The organism is Pseudoalteromonas sp. APC 3694, from assembly GCF_030407565.1.
Taxonomy (GTDB): domain Bacteria; phylum Pseudomonadota; class Gammaproteobacteria; order Enterobacterales; family Alteromonadaceae; genus Pseudoalteromonas; species Pseudoalteromonas tetraodonis.
Genome location: NZ_JASDDE010000009.1, coordinates 66,635 through 91,245 on the forward strand (window position 1 = coordinate 66,635; position 24,611 = coordinate 91,245).

A 24,611-nucleotide genomic window follows, 5' to 3' on the forward strand; every position below is an offset into this window, starting at 1 on the left:
TTTAAGCTTCGCGTTTTAGCAAAGCCAACACTTTTTGTTTGAGGAGTTCCCGTCGTGGTTGAACCTGTTAAAGACACTAAATTTGATGAGTACTTAGAGTACCCTTGCCCATTTACATTTAAAATTATGGGTCTAGCTAATGTAAACTTAACTGATCAAATTTTAGCTAAATTACAACCTATTGCTCCAGGTGATTATGCGCCAAAAGTAAAACCAAGCAGTAAAGGTAATTACGAGTCTGTAACGCTAGTAGCTACTGTAACAAGCGGCAAACACATTGAAGAAATTTACAACGTGATCAGCAACATCGATGACGTACGCCATATGCTTTAATCCATAGTTGAGATTTGTTGTGAGCGAAAACACCCTAATCGTACGCCAACTGGGTCGTCAGCGTTACATGCCGATTTGGCAAAAAATGCAAGACTTTACCGACACCCGTGATGAAAATACCCCAGATGAAATTTGGCTGGTAGAGCACGAAAGTGTATTTACCCAAGGCCAAGCCGGTAAAGATGAGCACTTGCTCGCCCCAGGTGACATTGAAGTGATTAAAGTGGATCGTGGCGGACAAGTAACTTACCACGGCCCAGGTCAGCAAATGATGTATGTATTATTTAACTTACGTCGTTTAAAGATTGGCGTACGAGAGCTAGTAACATGGCTTGAGGAATGTATTATTGAATCCCTTGCTGAGTACGGTATTGATGCATACGCAAAAGCCGATGCACCCGGTGTTTACGTGAACGACAGCAAAATTGCCTCTTTAGGCCTAAGAGTTCGTCGTGGCTGCTCATTTCATGGCTTAGCATTAAATGTTAACATGGACCTAAGTCCATTTTTACGCATTAACCCTTGTGGTTATGCGGGCATGAATATGGTGCAAACTAAAGAATTAAATGGCCCTCAAAACCTTGAAGTTGCAGGTCAAGGGCTGGTAAAACACATGATCAAAAAGCTTAATGCAACACAGGTTAAGCATACTGAAGGGTTTGAAAACGAATGAATAAACCAGTCAAAATGGAACCAGGTGTAAAACTACGCGACGCAGAAAAAATGGCGTTGATCCCCGTTAAAGTTTTACCAACAGAAAAAACCGAAATGCTCCGTAAGCCAGAGTGGCTTAAAATCCGCTTACCTAAGTCAACCGAGCGGATTGACGGCATAAAACAAGCAATGCGTAAGCATGGCCTTCACTCTGTATGTGAAGAAGCCTCGTGCCCTAACTTATCAGAATGTTTTAACCACGGTACGGCGACCTTTATGATTTTAGGGGCTATTTGTACACGTCGTTGCCCATTCTGTGATGTTGCACATGGCCGTCCATTAAAGCCCGATGCAGCAGAGCCTGAAAAGCTTGCACTGACCATTAAAGACATGAAGCTAAGCTACGTAGTGATCACTTCGGTAGACCGTGATGATTTACGTGACGGTGGCGCTCAGCACTTTGCCGATTGTATCCGTGAAATTCGCAAGCACAATCCAGAAATCACCATTGAGATATTAGTCCCTGATTTTCGTGGTCGTATGGACAGAGCGTTGGAAATATTAATTGAAACGCCGCCAGATGTATTTAACCACAACCTAGAAACAGCACCACGTTTGTACAAATTGGCGCGTCCAGGTGCTGATTACAAGTGGTCACTTGAATTATTACGCCGCTTTAAAGAAGCACACCCTGAGGTTAAAACTAAATCGGGGTTAATGGTTGGTTTAGGTGAAGAAATTAGCGAAATTGAAGAAGTACTGCGTGATTTACGTGAGCATAACGTTGATATGCTAACCGTAGGCCAATACCTACAACCCTCTAAGCATCACTTACCAGTAAAACGCTACGTGCCGCCTGCTGAGTTTGATGCACTAAAAGAGTATGCTGATGAAATTGGCTTTACGCACGCGGCTTCTGGCCCGTTTGTACGCTCAAGCTATCACGCCGATCAACAAGCAGCGGGTAAAGAAGTAAAATAAGCCTTGCTGAACAACCGGCTGGCAAATAAGTCTGCTGATAAACAAAAAGCTGCCAACGAGCAGCTTTTTTTGTTTATGGGCGTTATTTTCAGTAAATGTAAAATAAAGTTAGGCTAAAGCGGGGTTACTTGAGATAATTAACGCTGATACCCTTAATTAGGTTCATTATGAAACTATTAGTTCGCAACTTATCTCGTGCTACCACTGAGCATGAGCTTCGTACTTTATTTACAGCGCACGGTAAAGTGACCACCTGTAACTTAGTACTCGATAAAGAAACTGGCCAATCAAAAGGTTTTGCTTTTGTAGAAATGCCAAACGACATTGAAGTTAAAGGCGCAATTAAAGCCCTTAATCAAACAACCGTTGATAAAAGCAAAATCCGCGTAAAACTAGCCGATGCTTAATAACGATTGAGGGGTTAGAAGTTTATACGTATTTTTAGCGTTTAACCTCGCTTTATATTGCTCAAAGCTTAACTTTAGCACTTTGAGCAATATAACCGATTGGGCTTATATCTTAGTTAACATCGCCTTTAATACCTGCTGCTTACTTACTATATCCCTGTACAACGCAAATTGATTTTTTGCGCGATCTAAATTGTGTTTCTCATGTTTAACGCTAAAGTAATTATCACCATCTATATAGTCGGTTAAAAAGCGTAAGCCAATCATAAAAGGCATCACTTTAGCACCTAACCAAAAGCTTTGTTTTTCCGCGGCCGTTAATATTGATTTTAATGGTTCAACATAGCCTTTAACAATCGCTGCAAAAATATCTTCACGAACACCTACCTTTTCAAGCGCCGTTGAATCTTCTTGCTCTGCAGAGCAAAATGTTCTGACCATATCGCCAAAATCATTAAGCCAATAACCAGGCATACAAGTATCTAAATCTATCACCGCTTTTGCATTATTAGAGTCTAAGCAAAATAGCATGTTGTTTATTTTAGTATCGTTATGGCACACACGAATAGGCACTTTTCCCTCAAGGGCATTAAGCTCATCGATAAGTGAAAGCTGCGACAGGCAAAAATCAACTTCTTCCTGACAATGAGCTACACGTTTATGAGGATCGGTGCTAACAACTTGCTTGAAGACTTCTGCACGCATGGCCAAGTTATGAAAATTGGGAATAACCGCATGTAAATTGTTCGCGTCAAAGTCTTGTAGCGCTTGTGCAAATTGGCCAAATGCATTGGCCGCTGTTTGTGCCTGGCTAGCAGTATTAACCACATCTTCACTGTAGCTGCCACCAATAAACTCAAGTGCTCGCCAAGTATCATCATCATTATTAACTAAATAGTCATGCTGAGTCGTCGCTACATGGCGTACTATTGCTAGATTGAATTCACCTGCTTGTTGTTTTTTACTTAAGTGTTGCTCTATTAATCGCGCATTATCAACAAGTAACTGTGGTTTTGGAAACACCACCGTATTGAGCTTTTGTACAACCAGTGACCGCTTCGAAGTGCTTAATAACATAGTAGTATTTATATGCCCACTGCCTATGGGTTTTATGCTCGCATGCTTCTCGTCAAGGCCAAAACTCTCAGATAAATAAACTTCTATAGGAACTGTATTCATTTTCTACTTCACTCTTTTCGCCCAAGGCGATAATAATTTAATAGCTACGCTTGACGTAATGCGCACAAAGTAGCCGCAATGCTTGTCAGTTCTGATTTATAGGTAACACCAAACCAAGGCTCTTTTGCAGTGTATACAAATACAGGCTGTGCTTTTACATTAATCGCTTGCTGGATTTGATCAGGTAAGTAGTACTCTTGCTGAGTATTCACCTTATATTGCTGTAAAAACGTTTCAAAGCCTTGTTGCAAATAGTCAAAAAAGCAGGGGGTGATCCCCCAAAAACTCATAGTTCCTAGCGCATCTCGGCTAATTTTTTCACGCAAGCCCTGCGGATTATTCCCAACAATATGTGCAGACTCTTTTTGAATATTTAAATATTCCGTCACTGCAACAAGCCTTCCATCAGCAATACTACATACTCCGCGATTAACCCCACCGTGCTCAGAGAGGGTGTTGATAATCGGGTACCCCACCATTGCCCATTCGGGGCTATTTTTAAAATGCTCACTAAGCAATAAAATGAAGACGCACCATAATAGTCATCTGCGGTAATAACAATTGCAGGGTTGTTAATATATGCTTTGGCACACAGTAACGCATGCCCTGTGCCCCATGGTTTTATACGTTGCTGTGATAGTGCTTTGTATGCATCAGGAACAAGCGCGTTATGTTGCTCTACTAATAACACGTCAAGGGCTTTAGGTAAGCGAGGTAAAATAATGTGTTCTATCTCACTGCGAACGGCTTGATTGATGATCAGTACAACCTGTGTCACACCGGCGCGATACGCATCAGTAATGCTTAACTCCATAATCGTGCAATCTAGCCCAGGTATTTCTGCTATTTGTTTATTGCCACCAAAGCGACTACCTAAGCCACCGCAAGCACAACCAAACTCAGTTTATGTTTTTTCATTTAGAGTCTGCGCATTTATGAGGGTAATTTACCAAGCCAAGCTTGCAACCAAGGCTCAGTTACCGGCCATGGCTCAAAGTCTTCACAGGCATCGATTTCTAGTCGGTTACCAACAGGTTTAGCTTGTAAATCACGTAGTAGCTCATCAAAGCTGCGCCCTGCCCCACAAAACGTATCACCGTAACTTCTATCACCCATGGCAACAATACCAAAAGGCTTGTCTGTTAGCATTGGAAAAGTACTATTTAATTGATGATAAAGATCCGCTAAATTATCAGGAATATCGCCTTGCCCAGTGGTCGAGGTAACAATTAAAATATGCGAAGCATTTTTTATATCATCTAAAGTAGGCTCTGCGAATACGCTTACCTGATGACCAGCTTGCTCTAGGGTGTCGCTAACTTGCTCACTTAATCGCTCTGCACCGCCATACACGCTGCCAACAAAAATACTAATATGTGCCATTTAATAATCCTCTTCTTGTTCTGGCCACCCCAGCTGTTTGCAAATGTTTAACATTGCATCACCCAGCGGCGCTTTAATTGTTATGGGTTCATTATTATAAGGGTGCACAAAGCTAAGCTCTGATGCAAACAACATTAGACGGCGAAGCGAAAAATGCTCCCTAAAAAACTGATTATGCTGGTTATCACCATGATTTACATCACCAATAATAGGTAAAGACAAGTGCTTTAAATGCCGGCGTATTTGATGTTTACGCCCTGTTTTAGGAAAACACTCTACCAAAGAATAACGAACCGTTGGGTATTTTCCTATTGGGATAGGCAGCGCAGCTTGATGCAAACAATTAAATTGGGTTTGTGCTTCTTGCGCGGCTTTGTCTTGATCAGCAAACTTATCGGCTATTTTGTCGAGTTCTTCTTTTAACGGTTTATCTAAAAAAACAGATTCAGGCGCAAACCCGCGTACCAACGCTAAATAACGTTTTGTTATTGTGCCCTCAATAAATAATTGATTCATATCACGCGCCGCCTCTGAGCTTAATGCAAACAGTAATACACCCGAAGTAGGCCTATCAAGACGGTGAACAGGAAACACATGTTGCCCTATTTGATCGCGCAGCATTTGCATTGCAAATTGAGTTTCATGTTTATCTAAAAATGAGCGATGAACAAGTAGCCCAGAGGGTTTATCTATTGCTACATAATTTTCATCTTGATAAAGAATCGACAGTTCGCCGTATTCAATAGGCTCTGGGCGCTCACTCATTAGGCTCTCCTAAATATGAATCTAATTGGGTCAGTAAAGCGATAATGTCTTCGCTGCCTGATTTATCAGTGAGTGTCATTTGCGCCATCGGGGCGACTGCAAAATTGCGCGGTAACGGCTGCTTGTTGTCAATTAGCCGCTGTAACTTTTCAATAAATACAAACTGCAACCATTGTTCAAATGCCAATGTATCGTGACAAAACGGTACGCTAGAATCTAATAAATCGGGATTCAGCGGCTCAACCTGCCACAGTTGATGCTTTTTAAGTAGCGCCGCTAATTGCTGTAAATATATGTGGGTTTGCTGGTACATAATCACCCTTTGGTCTGTGTATTATGCAATTATACCCTGTTCCCACAACAGTCGCTATGGCGTATAATTAAGGTAATTTTGTAGTAAAAACAGTTGGAAATCCATGAGTGAACATATAGCTACGTTAGGCCAGCTTTTAGATGGTGCAGGCACTCAATGGCGTGCTTTTGATATTGGCAGGCACATTACCAAGCTTGATAAACAACAATTTTTAGCCGTTGAACAAGCGCAAATTCCTTACCCTTACCCATTAGCAGGTCATGCATGGTTAGCGATTCAGTTTTGGGATAGCAAAGCCAGTAAAGAACCCTATGTGTGGTTCTTAAAATTCCCACTTGATGAGCAAAGTAAGTTAGTAAGCGCGAGCCGTGATCACTTTGCAGATATGGTTATTCAGGCACTAGGAACAGAAATTACCGGCGAGCAAGCCGATGGCACACTCGATAACAACCCTTATGTATTTACTCCGAACGCGAATAAATTAGCGGCGTTTAATGCGCAAGTTAAAGTGTTGCTAAAGCAACCAGCGTCGCAATACTACGAGCACGCCCAACTCTACTTTAGTGGCCAAATTGGCTTTGATAATTGGCAAAATGTCGCGTTACAAGGCATTGCCGATTTTGCTTATCGTCTTCATAGTGCTGATAACTTGAAGCACTTACAAGCAGCGTGGCCTAAATTACCAGTTGAAGTATTACAGCCATTAAGTGCAATGCTTGAACACATAGAAATACCGCCCTCGTTAAGTGAGTTATTGTTAAGTTATGGGCAAACCGCCCTTACTAATAATGATGTTGTTGCGGCCTCTGCCGCGCTGCGTGCAATATCATCAGGGCAAGCAGCAGGGCTTAGCGCACAACTTGTTGACTGCGCGCTTAACTCACCTTTAGGGCAAGATTCTGATATTTTGTTGACCATTGCTGGTCGCTGCTTTAAACAATTAGAAGAGCCACAGCGTTTACATGTGTTTATGGATAACTGTGCGCATCATGAGAAAATAGCTGAATTATTTCCTAGCGTTTTTGCAGATTTAGTTGCAATTGCGACTATTCGCCCTCACTTATTAGCTTTATTACGTGAAGAAAACAGAAGCGAGACATTAGCTCGCGCAATTGGAAGGTTATTCTCTTAAATGGCTAGTTTATGGACGTTCATACTTATTGGTGCTGTAATTTATTTTTTTTGGCTAAATCGTAAAATAGCCGAAGCAGCGAACGTTCATGCCAAACGCCAAAGCGAGCAATTGCAAGTGCAACTTATGAGTGTAGCTTGCAACAAGCGTCGATTTGGCATTTTAAAAAGTGGTAAACCGGGCATGAAAAGCGAATTTATTTTTGAGTTTTCAAGTGACGGTGAAAACACCTACCAAGGGGTATTAATCATGGAAGATGAAAAACTAAAAAGTGTGGTTGTGCCACCACATAGAATATAATTTCTTAGCACAAAAAACTAAGGCGTAACATCAGTTACGCCCCAATTGCAAACATCCTGTAAGGTATCCTTTACCTATTCCCTGTTTATCATCCTCTGAACGAGCAAACTACCGTGTTTACTCTCCATTGCATCCTGCAATATCCACTTGCCGCCTTGGCTATCCTGCGTAAACTAACGCTCCTGCTATTTCCTATCGCATCATCCTTGGTGTCCTTTAAATAGCTCCCAGCTATTTTAGTACTCCGTGTACTTCCTGTTTCATCCCTGCATCCGTGTTAACTTGTCCTTTGTGCTTCCTGCTAGTAACTACTTAGTTGCCTGATTCCTTATCCGTGGCAGTAGCTCAATCATTGGGCTATGTCGTCTTGACAAAGTAAAGTTTAAAGCAAACGGCTTAGTATGATAGTTAGGAAAACAAAAAATTACGGTCATAAAATTGAAAAATAAAATAACTATAAATAACAATAACTTGATGTTTTTAAGAAGATAAAATACGGAGTTAAACTGACAAGGCGCACGTTAATGTAAGATATATCTCACGTAAGTGCGCCCTATTTGGAACATTGGCTTACATAATCACAATTCTAAACACCTAGCCTTGTACAGATAGAGCAGCTTTAAAAAGTAATTCACCTTTAACTCGGTTAAATGTGAGCTGCTTAAAGTGCTCAAAGCCTTGTGATTTAAAAAATTGCGTATGTTCGTCACGAGTCACAAATACCGCTATACCAGAGGACTCAGGATTGTCATGTAATAAACCATCTAAGCCTTTAAGTAATTGGCGGCCAAACCCTTGACCATGAAAATGTGGGTCAACGGCTATAAACGCTAAAAAGTAGTAATTGCCTTGCGGCTTTAGTGCATCACGAATAGTTTTTTCTTTTTCAATTAATTGATTCGTTTGCAAATAACCGGCACTTAACATCAACTTTAATCGCCAATGCCAATAACGCTCTGCTTGAAGTTGGCTACTTGACTCAAATACACAAGCAACTGCTTTTAACTTATCGTTACGGTAAAGGCCAATTAAAGGCTGTTTTTCTTGCCAAAAGCTACTGAGCTCTTCGCGAATAAGCGCACGGAGTTTTTTTTCATAGTCCAGAGGGCTTTTTTCGTTATATCCTAGCAGAGTTTGTAAAATAGGGTCATTTTGGTAGGCCTGATATATAAGGCTTGCAGCGGTACTGATATCTTCTGGTGCAATATGTTGCACGCTAAACGTGTCTGTGGATTCTGCTGTGGCTGTCATTTTATTTCCTTTATTATTTTATACCCTTTGTCATTACGCCGCGTAACTTGTTTGGGATTAATTTTGAACTACAACGATGACCAAATGCTCATATAACTATATACCTAAGTGGGACAAATAAGCGAATTTACATTTTAGTTATTACACTTATTCTCTGTATTGAGTCAGATCATGCTTTAGCGACTTACTACTGAGTAAATAAAGCGTAAATTCAGTAAGGGTTAAACTGGCTAGATATATCATTCCCCCCTAGAGTTAATAAGTATTAAGTATTAATTCATTAAGGAGCACGATTATGGATACGACTAAGCACGACATAAATACATTGTTCGCACAATTAGGTTTACCTAATACAGAAGCAGAAATAGATGCATTTATTGCATCGCATGCCATTTCGGATACCACATTATTGCAAGATGCTCCCTTTTGGGATGAAGCCCAACAACACTTTATTGCTGAATCGCTGGCGGTTGATGGCGATTGGAGTGAGGTAATTGACGAACTCGACTCTCGCCTTCGTCAAAATAATTAAATCGCACATTTTAATGTGTCTGAGCCACTTTATTGTTACCATACCTGCTCGCAACTTCCATGTTGCGAGCTTACTTTATTAAAGAGTTATAAATCGAATGAATGCTGCTGTATTTGAAGCTATTAAAGTCCTTCTTGATGAAGGCAAAGTCCCCACTGTTGCACTAACTAAAAGCCGTTTAGTAAAACCACTTCCTATGCCGGTTATTATTGCGGCAGTGAGTCAATATAAAAATAATCCCGATTCAATTTATAATTTAATGAAAACACCCGAGCAAGCAAGTAACTCAGATCCTAAAAACACTCAGTTAGATAGAATTGAGCAAAAACTTGATCGATTACTTGCTTTGCTAGAGCAAAAATAATTTGAGACTATAAATGTTTGTTGTTGATTTAACATTTGATTGCTACCAAGACACAACCCTAGAGCAAGCCGAGCAGGCAATAAACCGCTTAGTGAATGCATTACGCTTTAATGGCCAAATCATTGGAGAGGAATTTCCAACGGTTTTAAAAGATGGCTATTTTATTACTCGTGTAATGTGCCCGACCGAAGACGCCATGCACCCACTTAATAACAGTGCGTTTGTTAAACACAGTGTTGAAAAGCTTCATGGCGCTGGTTTGCTTGCTCCCAAAGTAAAGGTCATCGGCCAAGATATTCACTCCAATGGTGCCGATGGCTGTAAAGAGCCATCAAGCTATATTTTATATACCACCTATGTGCATACATGTAGCCCACTGTATTGTGGCGATGACTTTTTACCCGTGCCGCTATTTAATATTCCTGCGATTGCTAATGGTGACTATAAAACACTAATTAAATGGCAAGAAGATTGGCAAGCGTGCGATCAAATTCAAATTAATGGTGCAACACGCTGTGAATTTCCAGCGCTTGAAGAAATAGCCAGCACCCAAAGTGATTTATACCGCCGTGGTAAAGATATAACTAAACGGATTAGTTTTTTAACTAAAAAGCCTGTTTACTATTATTTATACCGTGTAGGGGGGGTTGATAAAGCCTCTGAACTTGAGCGTAAATGCCCGAGTTGCCATGGTGAATGGAAATTACCCGAGCCTTGGTTTGGCTTGTTTGATTTTAGGTGTGAACCGTGTGGTATAGTCTCTAATATTTCGTGGGATTTTCAATAAATCCCACACTTAAGATGCTATGTCTAAAAACATCACACCTTAAAACTACCTTATAATTATACTGTCAACGACGCTATAAATTCACTGAGGTTTTTGGCAAGTACATGATGTGGCTTTTTACCTACATACTCTAGGCACACCTCACCTGTTTCTACTAATACGGTAACAAGCAAATCGTCTTGGTCGGTTAACCCAATAAATACACTTGGCGCTTGTTTGAGTTTACGTTTCATTAAAACATGACCGGTGATATTTTGTTGCAGTAGGTCAAAATCATCTTCATTCCATGCTTGTAATAATTCCACTTGATGTCCGTCAATATTGGCTACAACACTGCCAGCAAACATATGGCCATAAAATTGACTCAACGCCTCTGGAAACTCAAGCTCCAATGCGTTAGCGAGATCGATTAATGAACCTGTAGGCTCTCTAACTATCGCTTGCCACTGGATCATGCCATGTTCATCGGCGCTACCTATTTCACATGGGCTTGGCCATTGCTCATCGTGGACGATTAATGGGCGCTTTTGTGTATTAGTAATCGTTTGTTCGCTAAATTTTTCGTGAAGTTGAGCTAATTGCATTGCAACAGACATACTGTGAAACTCATTTAATTTATATATAATGCATCCATTGTAACTATTTAAGAGCAAACATGACAGATTACAGCAATTCTCCCGATCTTAAAGGCAGCGTACTTGGTCAATCTACTGAGTATGTCGATCAATACACGCCCAGCTTGCTTTTTCCTATTGCTCGCAAGCTTAATCGTGATTCATTAAGTATTGATGAAACTGCGCTGCCGTTTAAAGGCCAAGACATATGGACAGGTTACGAACTGTCTTGGTTAAATACTAAAGGTAAACCTCAAGTTGCGGTGGCATTGTTTACTTTCGAATGTCAAAGTAGTCATATTATTGAATCAAAGTCGTTTAAGCTTTATTTAAACAGCTTTAATCAAAGCCGTTTTGGGAGTATTGAAATTGTTAAACAACATTTAATTGACGACTTATCCAATGCGGTAAACAGCCCTGTAAAGGTAACCTTATACAATGCTGATGACTACAATTGTATTCCTTGCACACCACTGCCAGGTGAGTGTATAGATGAGTTAGATATTGAGATAGATAACTACCATATTGATGCCCATTCACTTAAATCACAAAGCAATAAAATAGTCACCGAAACTTTGCATAGCCACTTGCTTAAGTCTAACTGTTTAATTACTTCACAACCGGATTGGGCGAGTATTATTATTCGCTATACCGGTGAGCAAGTTTGTCGTGAGTCATTATTACGCTATTTAATTTCATTTAGAACTCACAATGAGTTTCATGAGCAATGTGTGGAACGTATTTACAGCGACTTAACCACTCAACTCCATATTAAAAAACTTGAAGTATACGCTCGTTATACGCGCCGTGGTGGGCTTGATATAAACCCATATCGCTCAACACATTATAACGAAACCCCATTTGCGGTAAAAATAAACCGACAATAAGTGTCGCGTTACCTTAACAAAAAAGGAGCCTGAGGCTCCTTTTTTAGTCATTAAGTTGCTTAGTTGGCACCGCCATGCCACACACATCAATATAATTATGGCTGTACGCAAACCATTCCTCGCTGCGGTTACCCCTAGCAATAATTAATTGTTTGAATGAATCAGAGTCTGTTTTCATTACTTTAAATTGGCTGCTATCGTCTGCTACATCCGCTAATACTTGTAGATCAGTAATGGGGTTAAACTCGGTATTCTCAGTTGGCGTTCGCGCTAGCTGATGAAAATGTGCCATGCCTTTAAGCACCCGACCAAACACGGTAATATTTTTGTCTAAATAACGCGGCCCTTGACCTATGGTGACAAAAAACTCACTGCTGGCACTGTTTATATCGTTATCGCGCGCCATTGCAAATATGCCATGACAATGGACTTGCCACGTTTGTGTATGCGCTTGGTTTTGTGCAACCGCAAAGCCACCTAAAAACCCCGTTACGGGTGCATAACCATCACTGCCCATCTCGGTTATTGAAAGTGGCTCAGTGGTGGTTAAATAAAATTCCGCTGGCACCGTGCTATGTTTAGTTTTGGCTAACTTTTTACCCGTACTATCGCCACCTTGAGCTACAAACCCTTCAACAAAACGGTAAATGTGAGTACCTTGATAAAAGCCTTGTCTTGCCAGTTTTTTAATATTCGCAGTGTGTTTAGGCGCAAGTTTGGGGTTAAGCTCAATATATGCAGCGCCTGTGGGCAGGGTTAACTTTAGAATATTCTCTGATTCAACCCATCGCCATTCATCATCTTTAGCCGCCGCAATAATCTCACTGCTTGTTAGCTTTTTAGCCGATGAGGCTGGTGATTGAGTACTGTGCTGGGCACACCCACCTAACAAAGCCGACACTAAAAGGGTCACTACACACTTTTTCATACCTTTCCTTTTTATTGTTATCTATTAGGGTCTGTTGACCTTTCAAGGTTAAATTTGCAGCAGCCTGTTTGGTATTTAGGCAAGGCAGAGCCTATGTGGTGTGGTTATTCCCCATAAATAGGCGATAACGCAGCATCAATGCCAAACAGGCGCTGCCCTTCGGGTTCTGCCTAGGGGCAATTTACTCTTTGTTACTCGGTTTTTACTTAGCCCACTAGGTTACAAACCTCGCGCCGCGATTAAACCGCCCCTAGTTTGAACAAATTTTAATCCGCAAAGGTCAACAGACCCTAGTCCCAATCAAACTTATACAGTATGTCTACGTTTTGGTATAAGCCACTGGTTATTTCTATGTATAGTTTAGAGAGTAACTGATAGCGCACAGCCACTTCACTGAGTGAGTCGAACACCCCGACACTGTACTTAACCTGTAAGCTTGGGGCTATATAACCCGATATCTCTACTTTTGTTTGCTCACCACTGCCTTTAGAGCTTAAGCTTACATCAGATAAACCAAAGGTTTCACCCACCTTAGAAACCACTCCCTCACTGCGACTCACGCCTTGAGAAAGTAATAATTGAGTTAACATAGCATCTGTAGAGCTGTCGCCCTCTCCTAATGGTTGCCCATTGAGTAAATAGGCTAAGGCTTGGGCTTGATCCATCGCAGGCTCAGAAAATACTTTTAACGTAGGTTGCTCAACACTGCCGGTTAAAGTCACCCCGGCAATCACACCATCAGCGGTATTATCTGGGTTACGAATCGCTTTAATGTTGAGATACGGTTTGTCGATTGCGCCACTAAAACCTACTTGCCCTGTTCTAATTATCAAGTCTTGCCCGAAGGCTAAATACGTCCCTTCTATTAAATTAAGCTCTCCGGTTGCAATAATTGGCGTACCTTGGCTCATTTTAAGCGCTAAATCACCAGTTACTTTAGACTTGAGTCCAAACGATTCGACTTTTACATCATTTTTTACTGTTACTTTTAAGTCTATATCGTAATCAAAAGGGACTTTTTTAGCCGCTTGTGTTTTTTGATCAATAATTATTTCATCATCGCTTACTTGCACTGCGCCCTCGGGCAGCTCTTCAATTTCTATACGTCCATAAGGCACAACCACTTCACCAACAAGGTTAAGCGCGTTATCTGCTATGCCGATTTTTAGATCGGGTGATACTTTAAATATCACACCCTGCTGCGCTCTAACAAAAAACTCATTGCCAACAACTGCAACATTAACCGCGGGTTGCTCACCTTGCCAATCAACATCACCGGTAAGTTTAACTTGCCCGCCTTGAGGATCACTTAAGTTACCTTTAATTGTTGCCGTGGTTTTATTAAATAAAATATGTATATTAGAGTCTTTAAGTGCAACAGGTAATTGCTCTCCCTCTAAATTAATGTCTGCTATATTAAGCTCACCATCTAACTGAGGATCTTTGAGCGTTCCAGCTAATGTAACCTGTCCGCTGATTGCCCCTTTAAGTTGCTCAAGCGTATCTAAAAATGGCTGAATGTCTGAGAGTAAAATTTTATCTATATTAACGTTACCAGAGAGTGTTTGTGTATTTTGAATGTCGTCAATATTTATATCGGTTGCTATTTTACCTAACACACTGGATGCCAAGTTAGCTTCAATTTTACCAACTTGCGAATCTGAAAAAGCACGAATACTGAGTGTTTCTATTGGGAGTTTAAATCGATCCTCTTCTGAGGTTAGCACTGCATTTAATCCATTAGAATTTACATTGGCTCTGAGGGTTTTAAGTGCACCTGACTGCCAATTAGCAGCAAAATCACCTGTTAAGTCTCCGCGTGTGCGAATATTATCTGGTAATAAGTGCTTAAGCTCTGCAAGTGAGAGGTTAGCAAGCTTTGCATTAAACTGCCCTAGCGCTTTTGTTTGCGACAAGGTATCTATACACAACTTACTTTGAGCTGATTGCCAACAATGAGCGCTCACATCAAAATCCCCGTTTTGTGTATTCACCATAACGGATATTTTTTTAGTATTATTAAAACTCAGCTTTTTATCACTAAGGGTTATGTCACTTAGCTCACCATTCCAAATGGCATTTTTCATTTTGCCATTAAGCTCAAGTTCCACCGCGCCTTTTTCGGCATCAATCGACGCGCTAAGTTGATGATCTGTTTTATCACCACTGGCAGCTATGTTTATATTATTAATTTGCTGCCCAGCGACCAGTGCAGATGCAACATTAACACTGAGATCAGTTTGCCAATCAGCGGCCGTATCTAGTTGAGATTTTATAGCAAGTTTATTAATGTTTATCTCATTAAAAATAAAACGCTCTAGTATGACGGCTAAGTTAACCGAAGGGGTTAATCTGTTGCCGCGTACTTTTAAATCCGCTTTACCGTTAGCAATAAAAGGAAGATTAGCCTGCTCATCACTATTAAGCGTGATATCACCGTCAACTTGCCATGTATCATCTACCTGCCCATTCAAAGTTAACTTGTTAGCACCACTACTTAAATAAAAACTATCGATATCCGCTTTTAATTGATTATCTAACTTAAAGTTTGCAGCAAACTCTAAGGGAGCGTTGTTTAAAAAGCCAGCTAGCTTAGTATTGTTCATTTGTAGCTGCCAGGTATCGGCTTGAGCGTTAAATACGCCTTTAAAAGTCCCTGAAACATCACTGGTTAGGGCATCGGTTAAGTATTGCGCTTTTAAATTTGATAAAACGCCGGTAAAGTCCGCTTTAATTCCCTGTTGCCAATCAAGCTGTGCTTGAATATTCGCAGCACTATCGTTAGTTTTTAAAGCAAGCGTTTCAAGCGTTGCCTTGGTTAGTGTGCCTTTTAGCTGAGTATTTAAATCTACACTTGGATAAGCATCTAGCTGAGTATTACCCGTTAAACTTAATTGATAGTCGTTAGCATTACCTTGGGCACTTAAATTGATGTTTTTAACCTTTAGCTCATTATTTTGTGTATTAATAAGCCATTGATTAATTTTGCCATTAACACTAAAGGGATAATTTTTCTGTTTGAGGTTGGCTGTTGCTCTCAAATTTAAAGGAAATAATCCTGTGGTATCAAGCGCAATGTTAAGCTTGGCTAGATCACCATTTATATCAAGAGTAGCTCTGTGTTCATTCCCTTTTAAGCTAATGTTGCCGTTAATAGGCATAGCCCCTTCCAGTGTTGCATCAAGCTGAGTATTTAACTGCCACTGCTGATAACCTGCCGATAGTGACTGTACTTTAATAGTGGCATCTTCTACGCTCATTTGCAGGGCAATATCATCAATTGAATAGTGTTGCTCGCCCTGATTTATTGTCACGTTGGTGATATTGAACTGCTCAACATTGATGTTAAGTGGCGAGATAAAATCGATATTAGGTAAAGCTGGTAATTCCTTAATAGCCGTTGTTGTTTGTTGATTAGCCGCTGCTTGTTGAGCTGCGGTTTGCTCTTTTAATACCACATTAATACGAGGAATGGTTAAGCGTTTAATTGTAACATCAGACCCTTCAGCCTTTGCCGACAATTGCAGAGTGTTAAGTGTTACATTTGCACTTGAATGATTTAAAATAAATTCATCAATAGCTAGATTTTTTAATGCAATATTAAAGGGTAAGGTTATTTTTTCTACTGCTGCGGTTGGCGTCTCATCTTTATTTTCAGCGCTTTTTGGCAAGGTTAATTTAATCGACTTAGCGCTTAAATTATCAATACAAATACCATCACATTGCCACCAAAATAAATCTATCTTTAGTTGCTGTGCATTAACACTTACGCCATTTTGGTCGAACTGTAAGTTAAACGTGTCATTGTATAAAAATCGGCCATTTTTTATTTCAATGGTTAAGCCATCAACCAATTTATTCGCTGTATAAGCAAGCAATTGATTACCAGGGGCGGTAAACAAAACGCAAAACAGTGTAACTAACAGCGTTGCTAAAACGGCGCTAATTATCGCCGTTACTTTTTTAAATACTGACATTAAATTTCAGGCCCTATGGTAATACTTAAACGGGTACTTTTACTTTCTTTTGTGAGCCCCCACGCGTGATCAACTCTTATCGGACCAACCGGTGTTAAATAGCGAAAACCAAATCCTGCACCTACCTCAAATTGTTCTGAAAAATCATTGGTTGCGGTCCCCCCATCAACAAACAGCGCAGCCCGCCAATTTTTAGCAAATTGGTAGTTGTATTCAACGGTACTCGCTAATAAATATTTACCACCAATACGCTCACCCTGCTCGTTTTGCGGAGAAATCGACTGATAAGCAAAACCCCTGACACTTTGATCGCCACCGGCATAAAATCGCAAAGAAAATGGCACGTTATTTATATCATTAACAATCATTGCGCCCACGTTTGCTTTTAAAAAGATCAGATGGCGGTCAAGGTAAGTACGTAACCAAGCATGCTGTAATTGAACTCTAACCAAATTGGTACTTGAGAGTACGCTATCGAGTCCAAACTCAGCTGAAATAGACCACTGCACCCCCCAATAAGGTGTGGTGCCACCCTTTGATTGTTTACGCGCATAACTGATCCCAGGCATTAACATTTCAGTTGTTTTTTCTTCGTCATCCCCTATGCGGTAGGTTTCTTGCTCACGCCTTAAAAAAGCCGTTCGTACCCATTTATGCTCAGTTAACCACTGGCGCTGTAACTGACCTGTTAGTATTTCACTGTAGGTTTCATTGGTTAATTCATCTTCCAACTTATAACCGACAGAAAAGCGCCATAAATCATCGTTCGGATCATTCACCGGCACGGTGTAAGCCATGGAAATATCTTGCTGTTTTTGAGAAACATTTAAATTGCTTTCAAGATAGTGCCCGTTATCGGTGATCCATGGTTTACTCCATTTAAAACGTACTTTCGGCCCTAAATCTGTACTAAAGCCACCACCAATTTCATAACTATTTTCTGGTTTATGTAACACATCGACTTTTATAGGAACTTGCTTGTTTTTTCTCGCTGTAATATCGGCGTAAACACGCACGCTTGTAAAATAAGGAGTGCTCGATAAATCAAGATTATAATCGGCAATATAGGATGCTTTGTACGACTGACCCATTTTAAATGGCGCCAAAGAGCGGATATATTTTTCGGCTGGAGTATTTCTGGCAATTAAAATATCACCAAATTGATAACGAACTCCGCTATCAATAGTAAAAGTAATGGTTGCGCTGTGTTTTTTGAGTGATACTTCAAATTTTCTAACAGGCCATTTTGCATCGAAATATCCATACTCTAGCAACACTGACTCTATTTTTTTATGCGCGCTGCTATAAACCCCATGATTTAAAATATCACCTTGTTTTAAATTAAGATCTTCAATCGTTTTTTGAACGAACGGATCCTGTTTTGCTTCACCATTAACCGTTATATTAAGTGACTCAATACGTGTGGCTGGGCCTCGCTCTATATTTACAACAAGTTCGCGCTCGTCTTTATCAAAATCAATATTTACTACTGGACTGTAATAACCTAAGGCTTTGATACTGTTCTCAACTTGCGTTTTTGCATACCGACGAAGTGTACGGGTTGGTTTTTCACCAACAAGTTGTTTTAAATAAAGTGCAACGTTATTTTCTAAGTCGCCACTGATCCCTTTAATTTCATAATCTTCAATAATATTTTCAGAGGCAATAGAAGACAGGCTTACTAATAAGCAAAAAAAACAAAAAAACTTTAAAAGCTGATTGAACAAGTAAATATCCTTACTGTGGTATCCATAAAATAAACCGCTAGACAGAGATATACTACCATAGCCACAATGAGCCTAACATTAACTTAATCGCAATTAACACTCAAAGATGCAGTCAAAATTTAGTACGCGTTAACGGTTTATTTTGGTTACAATAGCTATAACGAGTACAAAATAAAATTAATGAGTTTTTTAATGCAATTCCCTGATGATGACAATGGCCAGCTACTTGCTGAAATTTCCGCCGCTGGTGTAGATTTAAGTAAAATGCAACAAATTGATTTTTACATTTTATTTGAACAACAGGTTGATGCCGAAAAATTTGCAACTGAGATTGTAAACGATGCATTAGTGCAAACTGCTGATGTTGAAAAATGCAAAGATACTGGCGTTTGGGAAGTAATCACTCAAGTACAAATGGTGCCAGAGCACACCCTTTTAGGCCAAGCTGAGCAATACATTGAAAGCATTGCTAATAGCTTTAATGGATATGGTGACGGCTGGGGATTAATGGACGGTGACGAAGCTTAATTGCCTTTTAATTGTATTAGTCCAATGTACTCTATCAGTTAAGCTTAACGGCTTAACTGATTTGCCTTCCTAAAATTGCCTTTATAGTCAAATAGCTTATCAGCCACTTTCCAACCATACTTTTTGCTTTTTCGTGCAATAACAAAATCTGGTGGTACTAATTCAAATTGTGCGCTTACTACTTGCGCTGCAGTTTTAAAATTAATAGGTGTTTGTCCAAGTCCTACTCGTAGACCAAATTGCTTATTAAATATAAATTGCCCGCCCTTATTTGCGAGGTTATATACCTCATCGCAACTTGCGCCATCTTCATCAAAATACGTTACTTTAATAAGTTCATCTTTAATTAGAGTTACCGATAACCCACTACATCGAAGCACAAGTGCGTCTTTTAAGTTTAATGCATTGCGTAACTTATCATCAGGGTCGGCCATTACCGCGCCGCAATCATGGCATTTACGTGCAGCAATATCATTTTGGGCACCGCACTGCTCACATTCTTTAAACCTAAAACGATAATCGCACTGCTCTTTTGTACCTTCATCATTTTCTAACAGCCCTTGGCAACGCCTGCCAAAGTGCTCTATTACTTTGCCAGTGGAGTCTGTTTTACCCCAAAATATATTCGCAAACCCACAACCAGGGCAAAGTACCTGCACAGGTTCATTATCACTATCGCCTTTTTTATCACCTACTTCTGGGTGAAATAAATTAAAACCATTGCCAGCATAATCTATTACTAAGCAATCCGTTTTTGATTCAGATAACCTTAAACCTCGCCCCACAATTTGTTGATATAAACTAACTGATTCTGTAGGTCTTAAAATAGCTATAAAGTCGACATGTGGCGCATCAAAGCCGGTTGTTAGTACCGATATATTAACTAGATACTTTAATTGCTTAGCTTTAAATTGCTTAATGATTTTATCGCGCTCAGTGTTTGGCGTATCACCTGTGATTAGTGCACTTTGATGAGCTGGCAAGTAGCTTAATATTTCCTGGGCATGCATTACCGTGGCGGCAAAAACCATAACCCCTTCGCGCTCTTCACTGTATTGAATTACTTGCTGTAATATAGCCTGCGTTGCGCGCTCACTGTTTTTTAAAAGCGCATTCATGTCATCAGTCGTATATTGCCCAAATGCATTGCTATCTAAGGACGAAAAATCATAATGGCTAATTGCTGCATCAACTTCGTTAGGTGGCGTTAAATAATTATGTTTGATCATATACCTGAGCGACAATTCAAAAATACAACTTTTAAACGGGCTTTCTTGAGTACCCTTAACAAAACCATGATAATGGTGGTGGTATATCCACCCCATTCCTAACCGATAAGGTGTTGCTGTTAAACCCAATACTTTTAACTGAGGGTTATACTCTTTTAAACTGTTTATTAATTTACCGTACTGACTTTTTTTATCCCCATTTACCCTATGGCATTCATCAATAATAAGTAATGAATAATGCTCATTTAATTTATTTAAATTACGAGAAAGTGATTGCACACTGGCAAAGGTTACTTGATGGTTTAATGATTTTTCTTTTAAGCCTGCTGAAAATATACTCGCCTCTAAACCAAAACTTTTATATTTTTGCGAATTTTGCTCTACTAGCTCTTTTACATGAGCAAGCACTAATATTTTTTGCTTAGCTATACGCGCAAGTTCAGCAATAACCAAACTCTTACCTGCGCCGGTTGGTAGTACAATAACGGCAGGATCATTACTCTTTCTAAAGTGTAAAACGGTGCGCTCTACGGCTTCTTGTTGGTAAGGTCTTAGTTTATAGCTCATGGGAAAACAAATAGATTTTAATAAGGGGATTTTAATAAGGGGATTTTAGCAAATTACTGCTATGACATTTAGACTTTAATTATATTTTATTGAGAGGTAAACAAAAAAGAGAAGCCGAAGCTTCTCTTATATTTAGCTTTAAGCTAAAAACTTTTCAAGCTCAACACCTTCAAACGCTTTAGGACGACGGCCTCGGCCAGTCCATTCAATAGTCTCACCATTAAGTTCCATGCGGTACTTAGGCTTAACTTTAGTGCGCTTGTCTGATGCTCCATCTTGTAAATCTTCTAGCGTAAGTCCTTTTTCTTTTAAAAGATCCAAAACTTCCTGTTTCGCTTTTTGCTGCTGGGTATATTTTGAAATTGCATCATTGATAAGCTGTTGAGCTTTTTCAAGCTCTGTTAATGATGCTGTTTTAATAAAAGATCGGACTTCTTTCATCTATATCTCGCTAAATTGTGTGATTGGAATTATTTAAATATTCCTACTTAACCTGAATCTCGTTTAAGAAAATTGAACTAAATGCCTGTTCCGAGATCCGATCTTTCGACCAAGAACGATTGGATAAACAAGGAACAGGCATGATTAAATTAGTTGAATTGTTTTGCGATGTCGACGATTTTTGCAAAGTATTTATACCTCAATGGGAAAAACAATTACTCGAAGACGGTACCCAAAAACGTCAACGAGCAGGACGTATGACGACCAGTGAAATCATGACAATTGTCATTAGTTTTCATATGTCACATCACCGTGATTTTAAAAATTACTATCTTGGCTATGTTTCACTTATGTATAAAAGTGAATTTCCTAACTTACTCAGTTACACACGATTTTTAGCCGTTATGCCGAGGATACTTGTACCGATGTGTGCTTATTTTACTTCACTTAAAGGTAAACCCACAGGCGTTGAATTCATTGATTCTACATGTATTAAGGTGTGTCATAATATTCGTATTCCCAGACACAAAACCTTTGATGGAATAGCCCAGCGAGGCAAAGGAACGATGGGGTGGTTTTATGGCTTCAAGTTGCATTTAATAGTTAATCACCACGGTGAAATTGTCGCTGCCAAAGTGACAACAGGTAATGTGCATGATACGCAACCAGTGCGTGAATTAGCGAGCTGCCTTACAGACAAATTGTATGGTGACAAAGGGTATTTAAGTAAAGCCTTAGAAGCGGATTTACTCGATAAAGGTGTGAAGCTCATTACGACTGTTCGCAAAAATATGAAAGCAAAAGCGATGTCATTATGGGATAGAGCGATGCTTTCAAAGCGGTTTATAATCGAGACAATTAATGATCAACTCAAGAACATATCCTTCATTGAACATTCGAGACATCGGAGTATGAACGGTTTTATGTTGAATTTAGTAGCTGGGTTGGTGGCTTATTGCTTGAAAGAAAATAAGCCACACCTTAATTTAACTGACGTAGAGCTCAACGCACTAGTTATCGCTTAAGCAGATCTCAGGTTACTTAGTATAATGCCAAGTAGTTATTTTTACCATTCAAAGACACCTGCTGCTTTAAGCTTTATAAAAAAATACTTTTACAATAGTATAATTATCAAATCTAGGGGCTATAAAATGACAATGCAACACTTTTAACCGAGTAGACTCAATAACTAGAGATTACCCTTTTTTACCGTGGCTAAAAACACTAAGTTCATATTTAGCCTATTTATTAAATAGTACATGCATATAAAAATCACAATATTAAAATTATTTAACTTTATATACATGTATTAATAAAATGGTAAATAACTATAGATGTTTAGCTAAAAACTTTTCAATTTTAGTATATAGCTCTATTTTATTCTCTTCTTTTTGGAATCCATGTCCTTCGTTATCTTTCATAATCCACTCATCGTCAGATAATATAATTCCGCGCTCTTCTAAAGAATCTCTTAAATCGAGTGCATGTTTTTTTACAACACGAGGATCCTTGGCTCCTTGCACAATCATTAATGGCGCTACTATTTTATCTACATGATGAAGTGGAGACATTTTTTTCATTAGAGCTTTATCATCAGGGTTACCAATTTGCTTTTCTAGAAGCTCTCTTTGTGGTTCCCAATGCTTAGGAAGCGAGTCAAAAAGTAACTCAACGTCAGTTATACCTACATAATTAATACCACATTTATAAAGCTCTGGAGTAAAAGTAAGACCGGCCATAGTTGCATAACCGCCGTAACTAGAACCATAAATACATACTCTTTTTGGATCTATAACCCCCTCACCTACCAAGTACTCAATAGCGTCGGTTAAGTCATTTTGCATCTCGGCGCCCCATTTACCGCCATAGCCTGCTTGTTGAAATTTTCGCCCATAACCACCTGAACCACGAAAGTTGACTTGAACTGTTGCATAGCCCCGACTCGCAAAAAATTGCGTTTCAGAATTAAAACCCCATGCGTCTCTAATACCATAAGGGCCGCCATGTGGATTAACAATCAAAGGTAAATTTTTACCGTTGCTATCTTTTGGTATTGTTAAATAGCCACGAATAGTTAAACCATCACGGCTATTAAACTTAATTGGTTTCATAGGTGATAACTGACTTTTATCAATCCAGCCCATAGGTGAAACTAATGATTTGAGCGTATTTTTTGATTTATTGAACAAATAATAATGACCAGGATCTGTATCACTACCAACATATACAACGTTCAGTGCTTCATTTTTTGAGCTGCTAACTACATTAACAACTTTATCTTTAAAAGCGCTCTTCAATGAGGCCATCATCTCAGCAGTTTCTTTATCAAAATAGGCTACTTCAGGATACTCATCTAAATACCTAACTCCAATTAGCTTTTTACGTTTAGTCGATAACATTAAATTAGAGACATCAATCTCTGGCATGCCAAAAATTAATTCACCTAATTCGTTTTTATCAGGATGAAAATAATAAATAGCCGACGTATCTCTATTAATATTTGAAGCTACAAATAGTGTTTTATTATCAAAATCGAAAGCCAGTGGTGTAATATTTTCTTCTTCAACGTTATAGTCACGTAATATACGAAACTCTTTTTCACCTTTATTCTTATAATAAAATTTACCTTTTAAGCCATTGATAGCAACAGCACCTCTCACTTCACCATCATGATCTAAAAGCCAACCCTGAAAATCACCTGGGTTCTTAGCCAGAATCTTCATTTTAAAATTTCTTTCTCGCTTTCTATCCCATTTACTATTAAGAGGTAATTTATAAAGATCCGGGGCTTTAATATTTCTTCCATTATATTGAATAACAATATGCTCTGGATCATTAGGTAGCATATGGACAATACTTGCAGAACGGATACCTGAGGCTCCTACTTTAGAGCCAACTAACTCAATAACTCTCGCTTTTTTGGCGTTTACATTGATTTTATAAAGGCTAAAAGCTTCATTTCCATCACTATCAAGCTTAAAAACAATTTCATCATCATTAGCCCATGAAAAATCATTAATATCTTGATCATCAAACTTCGTTACCGCCTTTGCATTTTTTAACCCGTCAGTTTCAAGTATAACAATATTTTTTCTCTCATTTATTGGAGATAGTACTGCTAAATACTTACCATTTGGGGAAAGCTGAAGATTAGAGAATTTAGGATTTTTAAAAAAATCTTCAATTTTTGGCTGTGCCTTCTGCGCATTGATTTCAAAAGAAATAATACACAAGTAAGAAATTACTATTAACTTAAATATTGCTGACATTATACTTCCAAATAAATTAAGTGCTTACTAACAACAGCTTGCTGAGAGAGACTTCACTTATTA

At 39.2% G+C, this 24,611-nt stretch carries 24 protein-coding genes and 1 pseudogene; 12 read left to right on the plus strand and 13 right to left on the minus strand.

Translation table 11 applies throughout. From position 1 onward, the window contains the following. The first annotated feature begins 54 nt into the window (after window positions 1-54). The 4 genes from ybeD to QMA00_RS05375 all read left to right on the plus strand — a co-directional run bounded on the left by ybeD (window position 55) and on the right by QMA00_RS05375 (window position 2,375). Window positions 55-333, plus strand: a complete 279-nt coding sequence (gene ybeD, locus QMA00_RS05360) for a DUF493 family protein YbeD (protein WP_016898950.1) — start codon at window positions 55-57, stop codon at window positions 331-333. Window positions 334-352: 19 nt separating this feature from the next. After that, on the plus strand, window positions 353-1,006 hold the full coding sequence (gene lipB, locus QMA00_RS05365) for a lipoyl(octanoyl) transferase LipB (RefSeq protein ID WP_076922191.1): 654 nt from the start codon (window positions 353-355) through the stop codon (window positions 1,004-1,006). Beyond that, on the plus strand, window positions 1,003-1,968 hold the full coding sequence (gene lipA / locus QMA00_RS05370; RefSeq protein WP_013465357.1) for a lipoyl synthase: 966 nt from the start codon (window positions 1,003-1,005) through the stop codon (window positions 1,966-1,968). The genes lipB and lipA overlap by 4 nt, the downstream gene beginning before the upstream one ends. A gap of 167 nt (window positions 1,969-2,135) precedes the next feature. Further along, on the plus strand, window positions 2,136-2,375 hold the full coding sequence (locus QMA00_RS05375) for a hypothetical protein (protein ID WP_008109433.1): 240 nt from the start codon (window positions 2,136-2,138) through the stop codon (window positions 2,373-2,375). A 105-nt stretch (window positions 2,376-2,480) separates the two neighbouring features. Here QMA00_RS05375 and QMA00_RS05380 read toward each other — a convergent pair whose 3' ends face one another. The 5 genes and pseudogenes from QMA00_RS05380 to QMA00_RS05400 form a co-directional block, all read right to left on the minus strand. Beyond that, window positions 2,481-3,554, minus strand: coding sequence for an aminoglycoside phosphotransferase family protein (locus QMA00_RS05380; protein WP_076922173.1), 1,074 nt, complete (start codon window positions 3,552-3,554; stop codon window positions 2,481-2,483). A 44-nt stretch (window positions 3,555-3,598) separates the two neighbouring features. Further along, window positions 3,599-4,472, minus strand: a pseudogene (locus tag QMA00_RS05385) (hypothetical protein). A 15-nt stretch (window positions 4,473-4,487) separates the two neighbouring features. Beyond that, window positions 4,488-4,937, minus strand: coding sequence for a flavodoxin (locus tag QMA00_RS05390; protein ID WP_076922174.1), 450 nt, complete (start codon window positions 4,935-4,937; stop codon window positions 4,488-4,490). Next, window positions 4,938-5,702: a tRNA pseudouridine(65) synthase TruC gene (truC, locus tag QMA00_RS05395; RefSeq protein WP_013465362.1), complete on the minus strand. Its 765-nt coding sequence runs from the start codon at window positions 5,700-5,702 to the stop codon at window positions 4,938-4,940. After that, a complete protein-coding gene (locus QMA00_RS05400) occupies window positions 5,695-6,015 on the minus strand; it encodes a YqcC family protein (protein WP_013465363.1) in 321 nt (106 codons plus the stop codon). The genes truC and QMA00_RS05400 overlap by 8 nt, the downstream gene beginning before the upstream one ends. Window positions 6,016-6,118: 103 nt before the next feature. Here QMA00_RS05400 and QMA00_RS05405 point away from each other — a divergent pair, with 103 nt between their 5' ends. Beyond that, on the plus strand, window positions 6,119-7,147 hold the full coding sequence (locus QMA00_RS05405; RefSeq protein WP_076922175.1) for a DUF3549 family protein: 1,029 nt from the start codon (window positions 6,119-6,121) through the stop codon (window positions 7,145-7,147). Continuing rightward, window positions 7,148-7,447, plus strand: a complete 300-nt coding sequence (locus tag QMA00_RS05410; RefSeq protein ID WP_076922176.1) for a DUF3301 domain-containing protein — start codon at window positions 7,148-7,150, stop codon at window positions 7,445-7,447. Window positions 7,448-8,041: 594 nt separating this feature from the next. On the opposite strand, the gene QMA00_RS05415 is transcribed toward QMA00_RS05410, so the two are convergent. Then, window positions 8,042-8,698, minus strand: a complete 657-nt coding sequence (locus QMA00_RS05415) for a GNAT family N-acetyltransferase (RefSeq protein ID WP_013465366.1) — start codon at window positions 8,696-8,698, stop codon at window positions 8,042-8,044. Window positions 8,699-8,993: 295 nt separating this feature from the next. Between QMA00_RS05415 and QMA00_RS05420 the strand changes: the two genes are divergently transcribed. The 3 genes from QMA00_RS05420 (at window position 8,994) to QMA00_RS05430 (ending at window position 10,381) form a co-directional block, all read left to right on the plus strand. Further along, a complete protein-coding gene (locus tag QMA00_RS05420) occupies window positions 8,994-9,230 on the plus strand; it encodes a DUF2789 domain-containing protein (protein WP_013465367.1) in 237 nt (78 codons plus the stop codon). A gap of 97 nt (window positions 9,231-9,327) precedes the next feature. Next, window positions 9,328-9,594, plus strand: coding sequence for a hypothetical protein (locus tag QMA00_RS05425; RefSeq protein ID WP_024601586.1), 267 nt, complete (start codon window positions 9,328-9,330; stop codon window positions 9,592-9,594). A gap of 13 nt (window positions 9,595-9,607) precedes the next feature. Then, window positions 9,608-10,381, plus strand: a complete 774-nt coding sequence (locus QMA00_RS05430; protein WP_013465369.1) for a Zn-ribbon-containing protein — start codon at window positions 9,608-9,610, stop codon at window positions 10,379-10,381. A 56-nt stretch (window positions 10,382-10,437) separates the two neighbouring features. On the opposite strand, the gene syd is transcribed toward QMA00_RS05430, so the two are convergent. Continuing rightward, window positions 10,438-10,977 carry a SecY-interacting protein gene (gene syd, locus QMA00_RS05435; protein ID WP_016898959.1) on the minus strand — a complete coding sequence of 180 codons (540 nt, stop codon included), beginning with the start codon at window positions 10,975-10,977 and terminating at the stop codon, window positions 10,438-10,440. Between the two features lie 59 nt (window positions 10,978-11,036). Between syd and queF the strand changes: the two genes are divergently transcribed. After that, complete coding sequence (gene queF / locus QMA00_RS05440) at window positions 11,037-11,882, plus strand: NADPH-dependent 7-cyano-7-deazaguanine reductase QueF (protein WP_290156317.1); 846 nt, start codon at window positions 11,037-11,039, stop codon at window positions 11,880-11,882. Window positions 11,883-11,925: 43 nt separating this feature from the next. Here queF and QMA00_RS05445 read toward each other — a convergent pair whose 3' ends face one another. The 3 genes from QMA00_RS05445 to QMA00_RS05455 form a co-directional block, all read right to left on the minus strand. Beyond that, window positions 11,926-12,810, minus strand: a complete 885-nt coding sequence (locus QMA00_RS05445) for a peptidylprolyl isomerase (RefSeq protein WP_024601583.1) — start codon at window positions 12,808-12,810, stop codon at window positions 11,926-11,928. A 290-nt stretch (window positions 12,811-13,100) separates the two neighbouring features. After that, window positions 13,101-16,787, minus strand: coding sequence for a translocation/assembly module TamB domain-containing protein (locus tag QMA00_RS05450; protein ID WP_290156320.1), 3,687 nt, complete (start codon window positions 16,785-16,787; stop codon window positions 13,101-13,103). Continuing rightward, entirely contained in the window at window positions 16,787-18,514 is a 1,728-nt protein-coding gene (locus QMA00_RS05455; RefSeq protein WP_076922181.1) for an autotransporter assembly complex family protein, read from the minus strand. The genes QMA00_RS05450 and QMA00_RS05455 overlap by 1 nt, the downstream gene beginning before the upstream one ends. Window positions 18,515-18,706: 192 nt before the next feature. Here QMA00_RS05455 and QMA00_RS05460 point away from each other — a divergent pair, with 192 nt between their 5' ends. Then, on the plus strand, window positions 18,707-19,042 hold the full coding sequence (locus tag QMA00_RS05460; protein WP_076922192.1) for a ribonuclease E inhibitor RraB: 336 nt from the start codon (window positions 18,707-18,709) through the stop codon (window positions 19,040-19,042). Between the two features lie 44 nt (window positions 19,043-19,086). Here QMA00_RS05460 and QMA00_RS05465 read toward each other — a convergent pair whose 3' ends face one another. Continuing rightward, complete coding sequence (locus QMA00_RS05465; protein ID WP_076922182.1) at window positions 19,087-20,838, minus strand: DEAD/DEAH box helicase; 1,752 nt, start codon at window positions 20,836-20,838, stop codon at window positions 19,087-19,089. A 138-nt stretch (window positions 20,839-20,976) separates the two neighbouring features. Then, window positions 20,977-21,279: an H-NS histone family protein gene (locus QMA00_RS05470; protein ID WP_002958250.1), complete on the minus strand. Its 303-nt coding sequence runs from the start codon at window positions 21,277-21,279 to the stop codon at window positions 20,977-20,979. A gap of 140 nt (window positions 21,280-21,419) precedes the next feature. Between QMA00_RS05470 and QMA00_RS05475 the strand changes: the two genes are divergently transcribed. After that, window positions 21,420-22,304, plus strand: a complete 885-nt coding sequence (locus QMA00_RS05475; RefSeq protein ID WP_008465638.1) for an IS982 family transposase — start codon at window positions 21,420-21,422, stop codon at window positions 22,302-22,304. A 303-nt stretch (window positions 22,305-22,607) separates the two neighbouring features. Here QMA00_RS05475 and QMA00_RS05480 read toward each other — a convergent pair whose 3' ends face one another. Then, window positions 22,608-24,548, minus strand: a complete 1,941-nt coding sequence (locus QMA00_RS05480) for a S9 family peptidase (RefSeq protein WP_076922241.1) — start codon at window positions 24,546-24,548, stop codon at window positions 22,608-22,610. Window positions 24,549-24,611 lie beyond the last annotated feature (63 nt).

Excerpts from the sequence above, each read along its gene's own strand:
- QMA00_RS05380 (WP_076922173.1), bottom strand. The coding sequence starts at position 3,554 with ATGAATACAGTTCCTATAGAAGTTTATTTATCTGAGAGTTTTGGCCTT.
- QMA00_RS05410 (WP_076922176.1), top strand. The coding sequence starts at position 7,148 with ATGGCTAGTTTATGGACGTTCATACTTATTGGTGCTGTAATTTATTTT.
- truC (WP_013465362.1), bottom strand. The coding sequence starts at position 5,702 with ATGAGTGAGCGCCCAGAGCCTATTGAATACGGCGAACTGTCGATTCTT.
- QMA00_RS05420 (WP_013465367.1), top strand. The coding sequence starts at position 8,994 with ATGGATACGACTAAGCACGACATAAATACATTGTTCGCACAATTAGGT.
- QMA00_RS05465 (WP_076922182.1), bottom strand. The coding sequence starts at position 20,838 with ATGAGCTATAAACTAAGACCTTACCAACAAGAAGCCGTAGAGCGCACC.
- queF (WP_290156317.1), top strand. The coding sequence starts at position 11,037 with ATGACAGATTACAGCAATTCTCCCGATCTTAAAGGCAGCGTACTTGGT.
- QMA00_RS05430 (WP_013465369.1), top strand. The coding sequence starts at position 9,608 with ATGTTTGTTGTTGATTTAACATTTGATTGCTACCAAGACACAACCCTA.
- QMA00_RS05400 (WP_013465363.1), bottom strand. The coding sequence starts at position 6,015 with ATGTACCAGCAAACCCACATATATTTACAGCAATTAGCGGCGCTACTT.
- QMA00_RS05470 (WP_002958250.1), bottom strand. The coding sequence starts at position 21,279 with ATGAAAGAAGTCCGATCTTTTATTAAAACAGCATCATTAACAGAGCTT.
- QMA00_RS05425 (WP_024601586.1), top strand. The coding sequence starts at position 9,328 with ATGAATGCTGCTGTATTTGAAGCTATTAAAGTCCTTCTTGATGAAGGC.
- QMA00_RS05480 (WP_076922241.1), bottom strand. The coding sequence starts at position 24,548 with ATGTCAGCAATATTTAAGTTAATAGTAATTTCTTACTTGTGTATTATT.
- lipA (WP_013465357.1), top strand. The coding sequence starts at position 1,003 with ATGAATAAACCAGTCAAAATGGAACCAGGTGTAAAACTACGCGACGCA.
- QMA00_RS05415 (WP_013465366.1), bottom strand. The coding sequence starts at position 8,698 with ATGACAGCCACAGCAGAATCCACAGACACGTTTAGCGTGCAACATATT.
- QMA00_RS05390 (WP_076922174.1), bottom strand. The coding sequence starts at position 4,937 with ATGGCACATATTAGTATTTTTGTTGGCAGCGTGTATGGCGGTGCAGAG.
- QMA00_RS05405 (WP_076922175.1), top strand. The coding sequence starts at position 6,119 with ATGAGTGAACATATAGCTACGTTAGGCCAGCTTTTAGATGGTGCAGGC.
- QMA00_RS05445 (WP_024601583.1), bottom strand. The coding sequence starts at position 12,810 with ATGAAAAAGTGTGTAGTGACCCTTTTAGTGTCGGCTTTGTTAGGTGGG.
- QMA00_RS05375 (WP_008109433.1), top strand. The coding sequence starts at position 2,136 with ATGAAACTATTAGTTCGCAACTTATCTCGTGCTACCACTGAGCATGAG.
- QMA00_RS05460 (WP_076922192.1), top strand. The coding sequence starts at position 18,707 with ATGCAATTCCCTGATGATGACAATGGCCAGCTACTTGCTGAAATTTCC.
- syd (WP_016898959.1), bottom strand. The coding sequence starts at position 10,977 with ATGTCTGTTGCAATGCAATTAGCTCAACTTCACGAAAAATTTAGCGAA.
- QMA00_RS05450 (WP_290156320.1), bottom strand. The coding sequence starts at position 16,787 with ATGTCAGTATTTAAAAAAGTAACGGCGATAATTAGCGCCGTTTTAGCA.
- QMA00_RS05475 (WP_008465638.1), top strand. The coding sequence starts at position 21,420 with ATGATTAAATTAGTTGAATTGTTTTGCGATGTCGACGATTTTTGCAAA.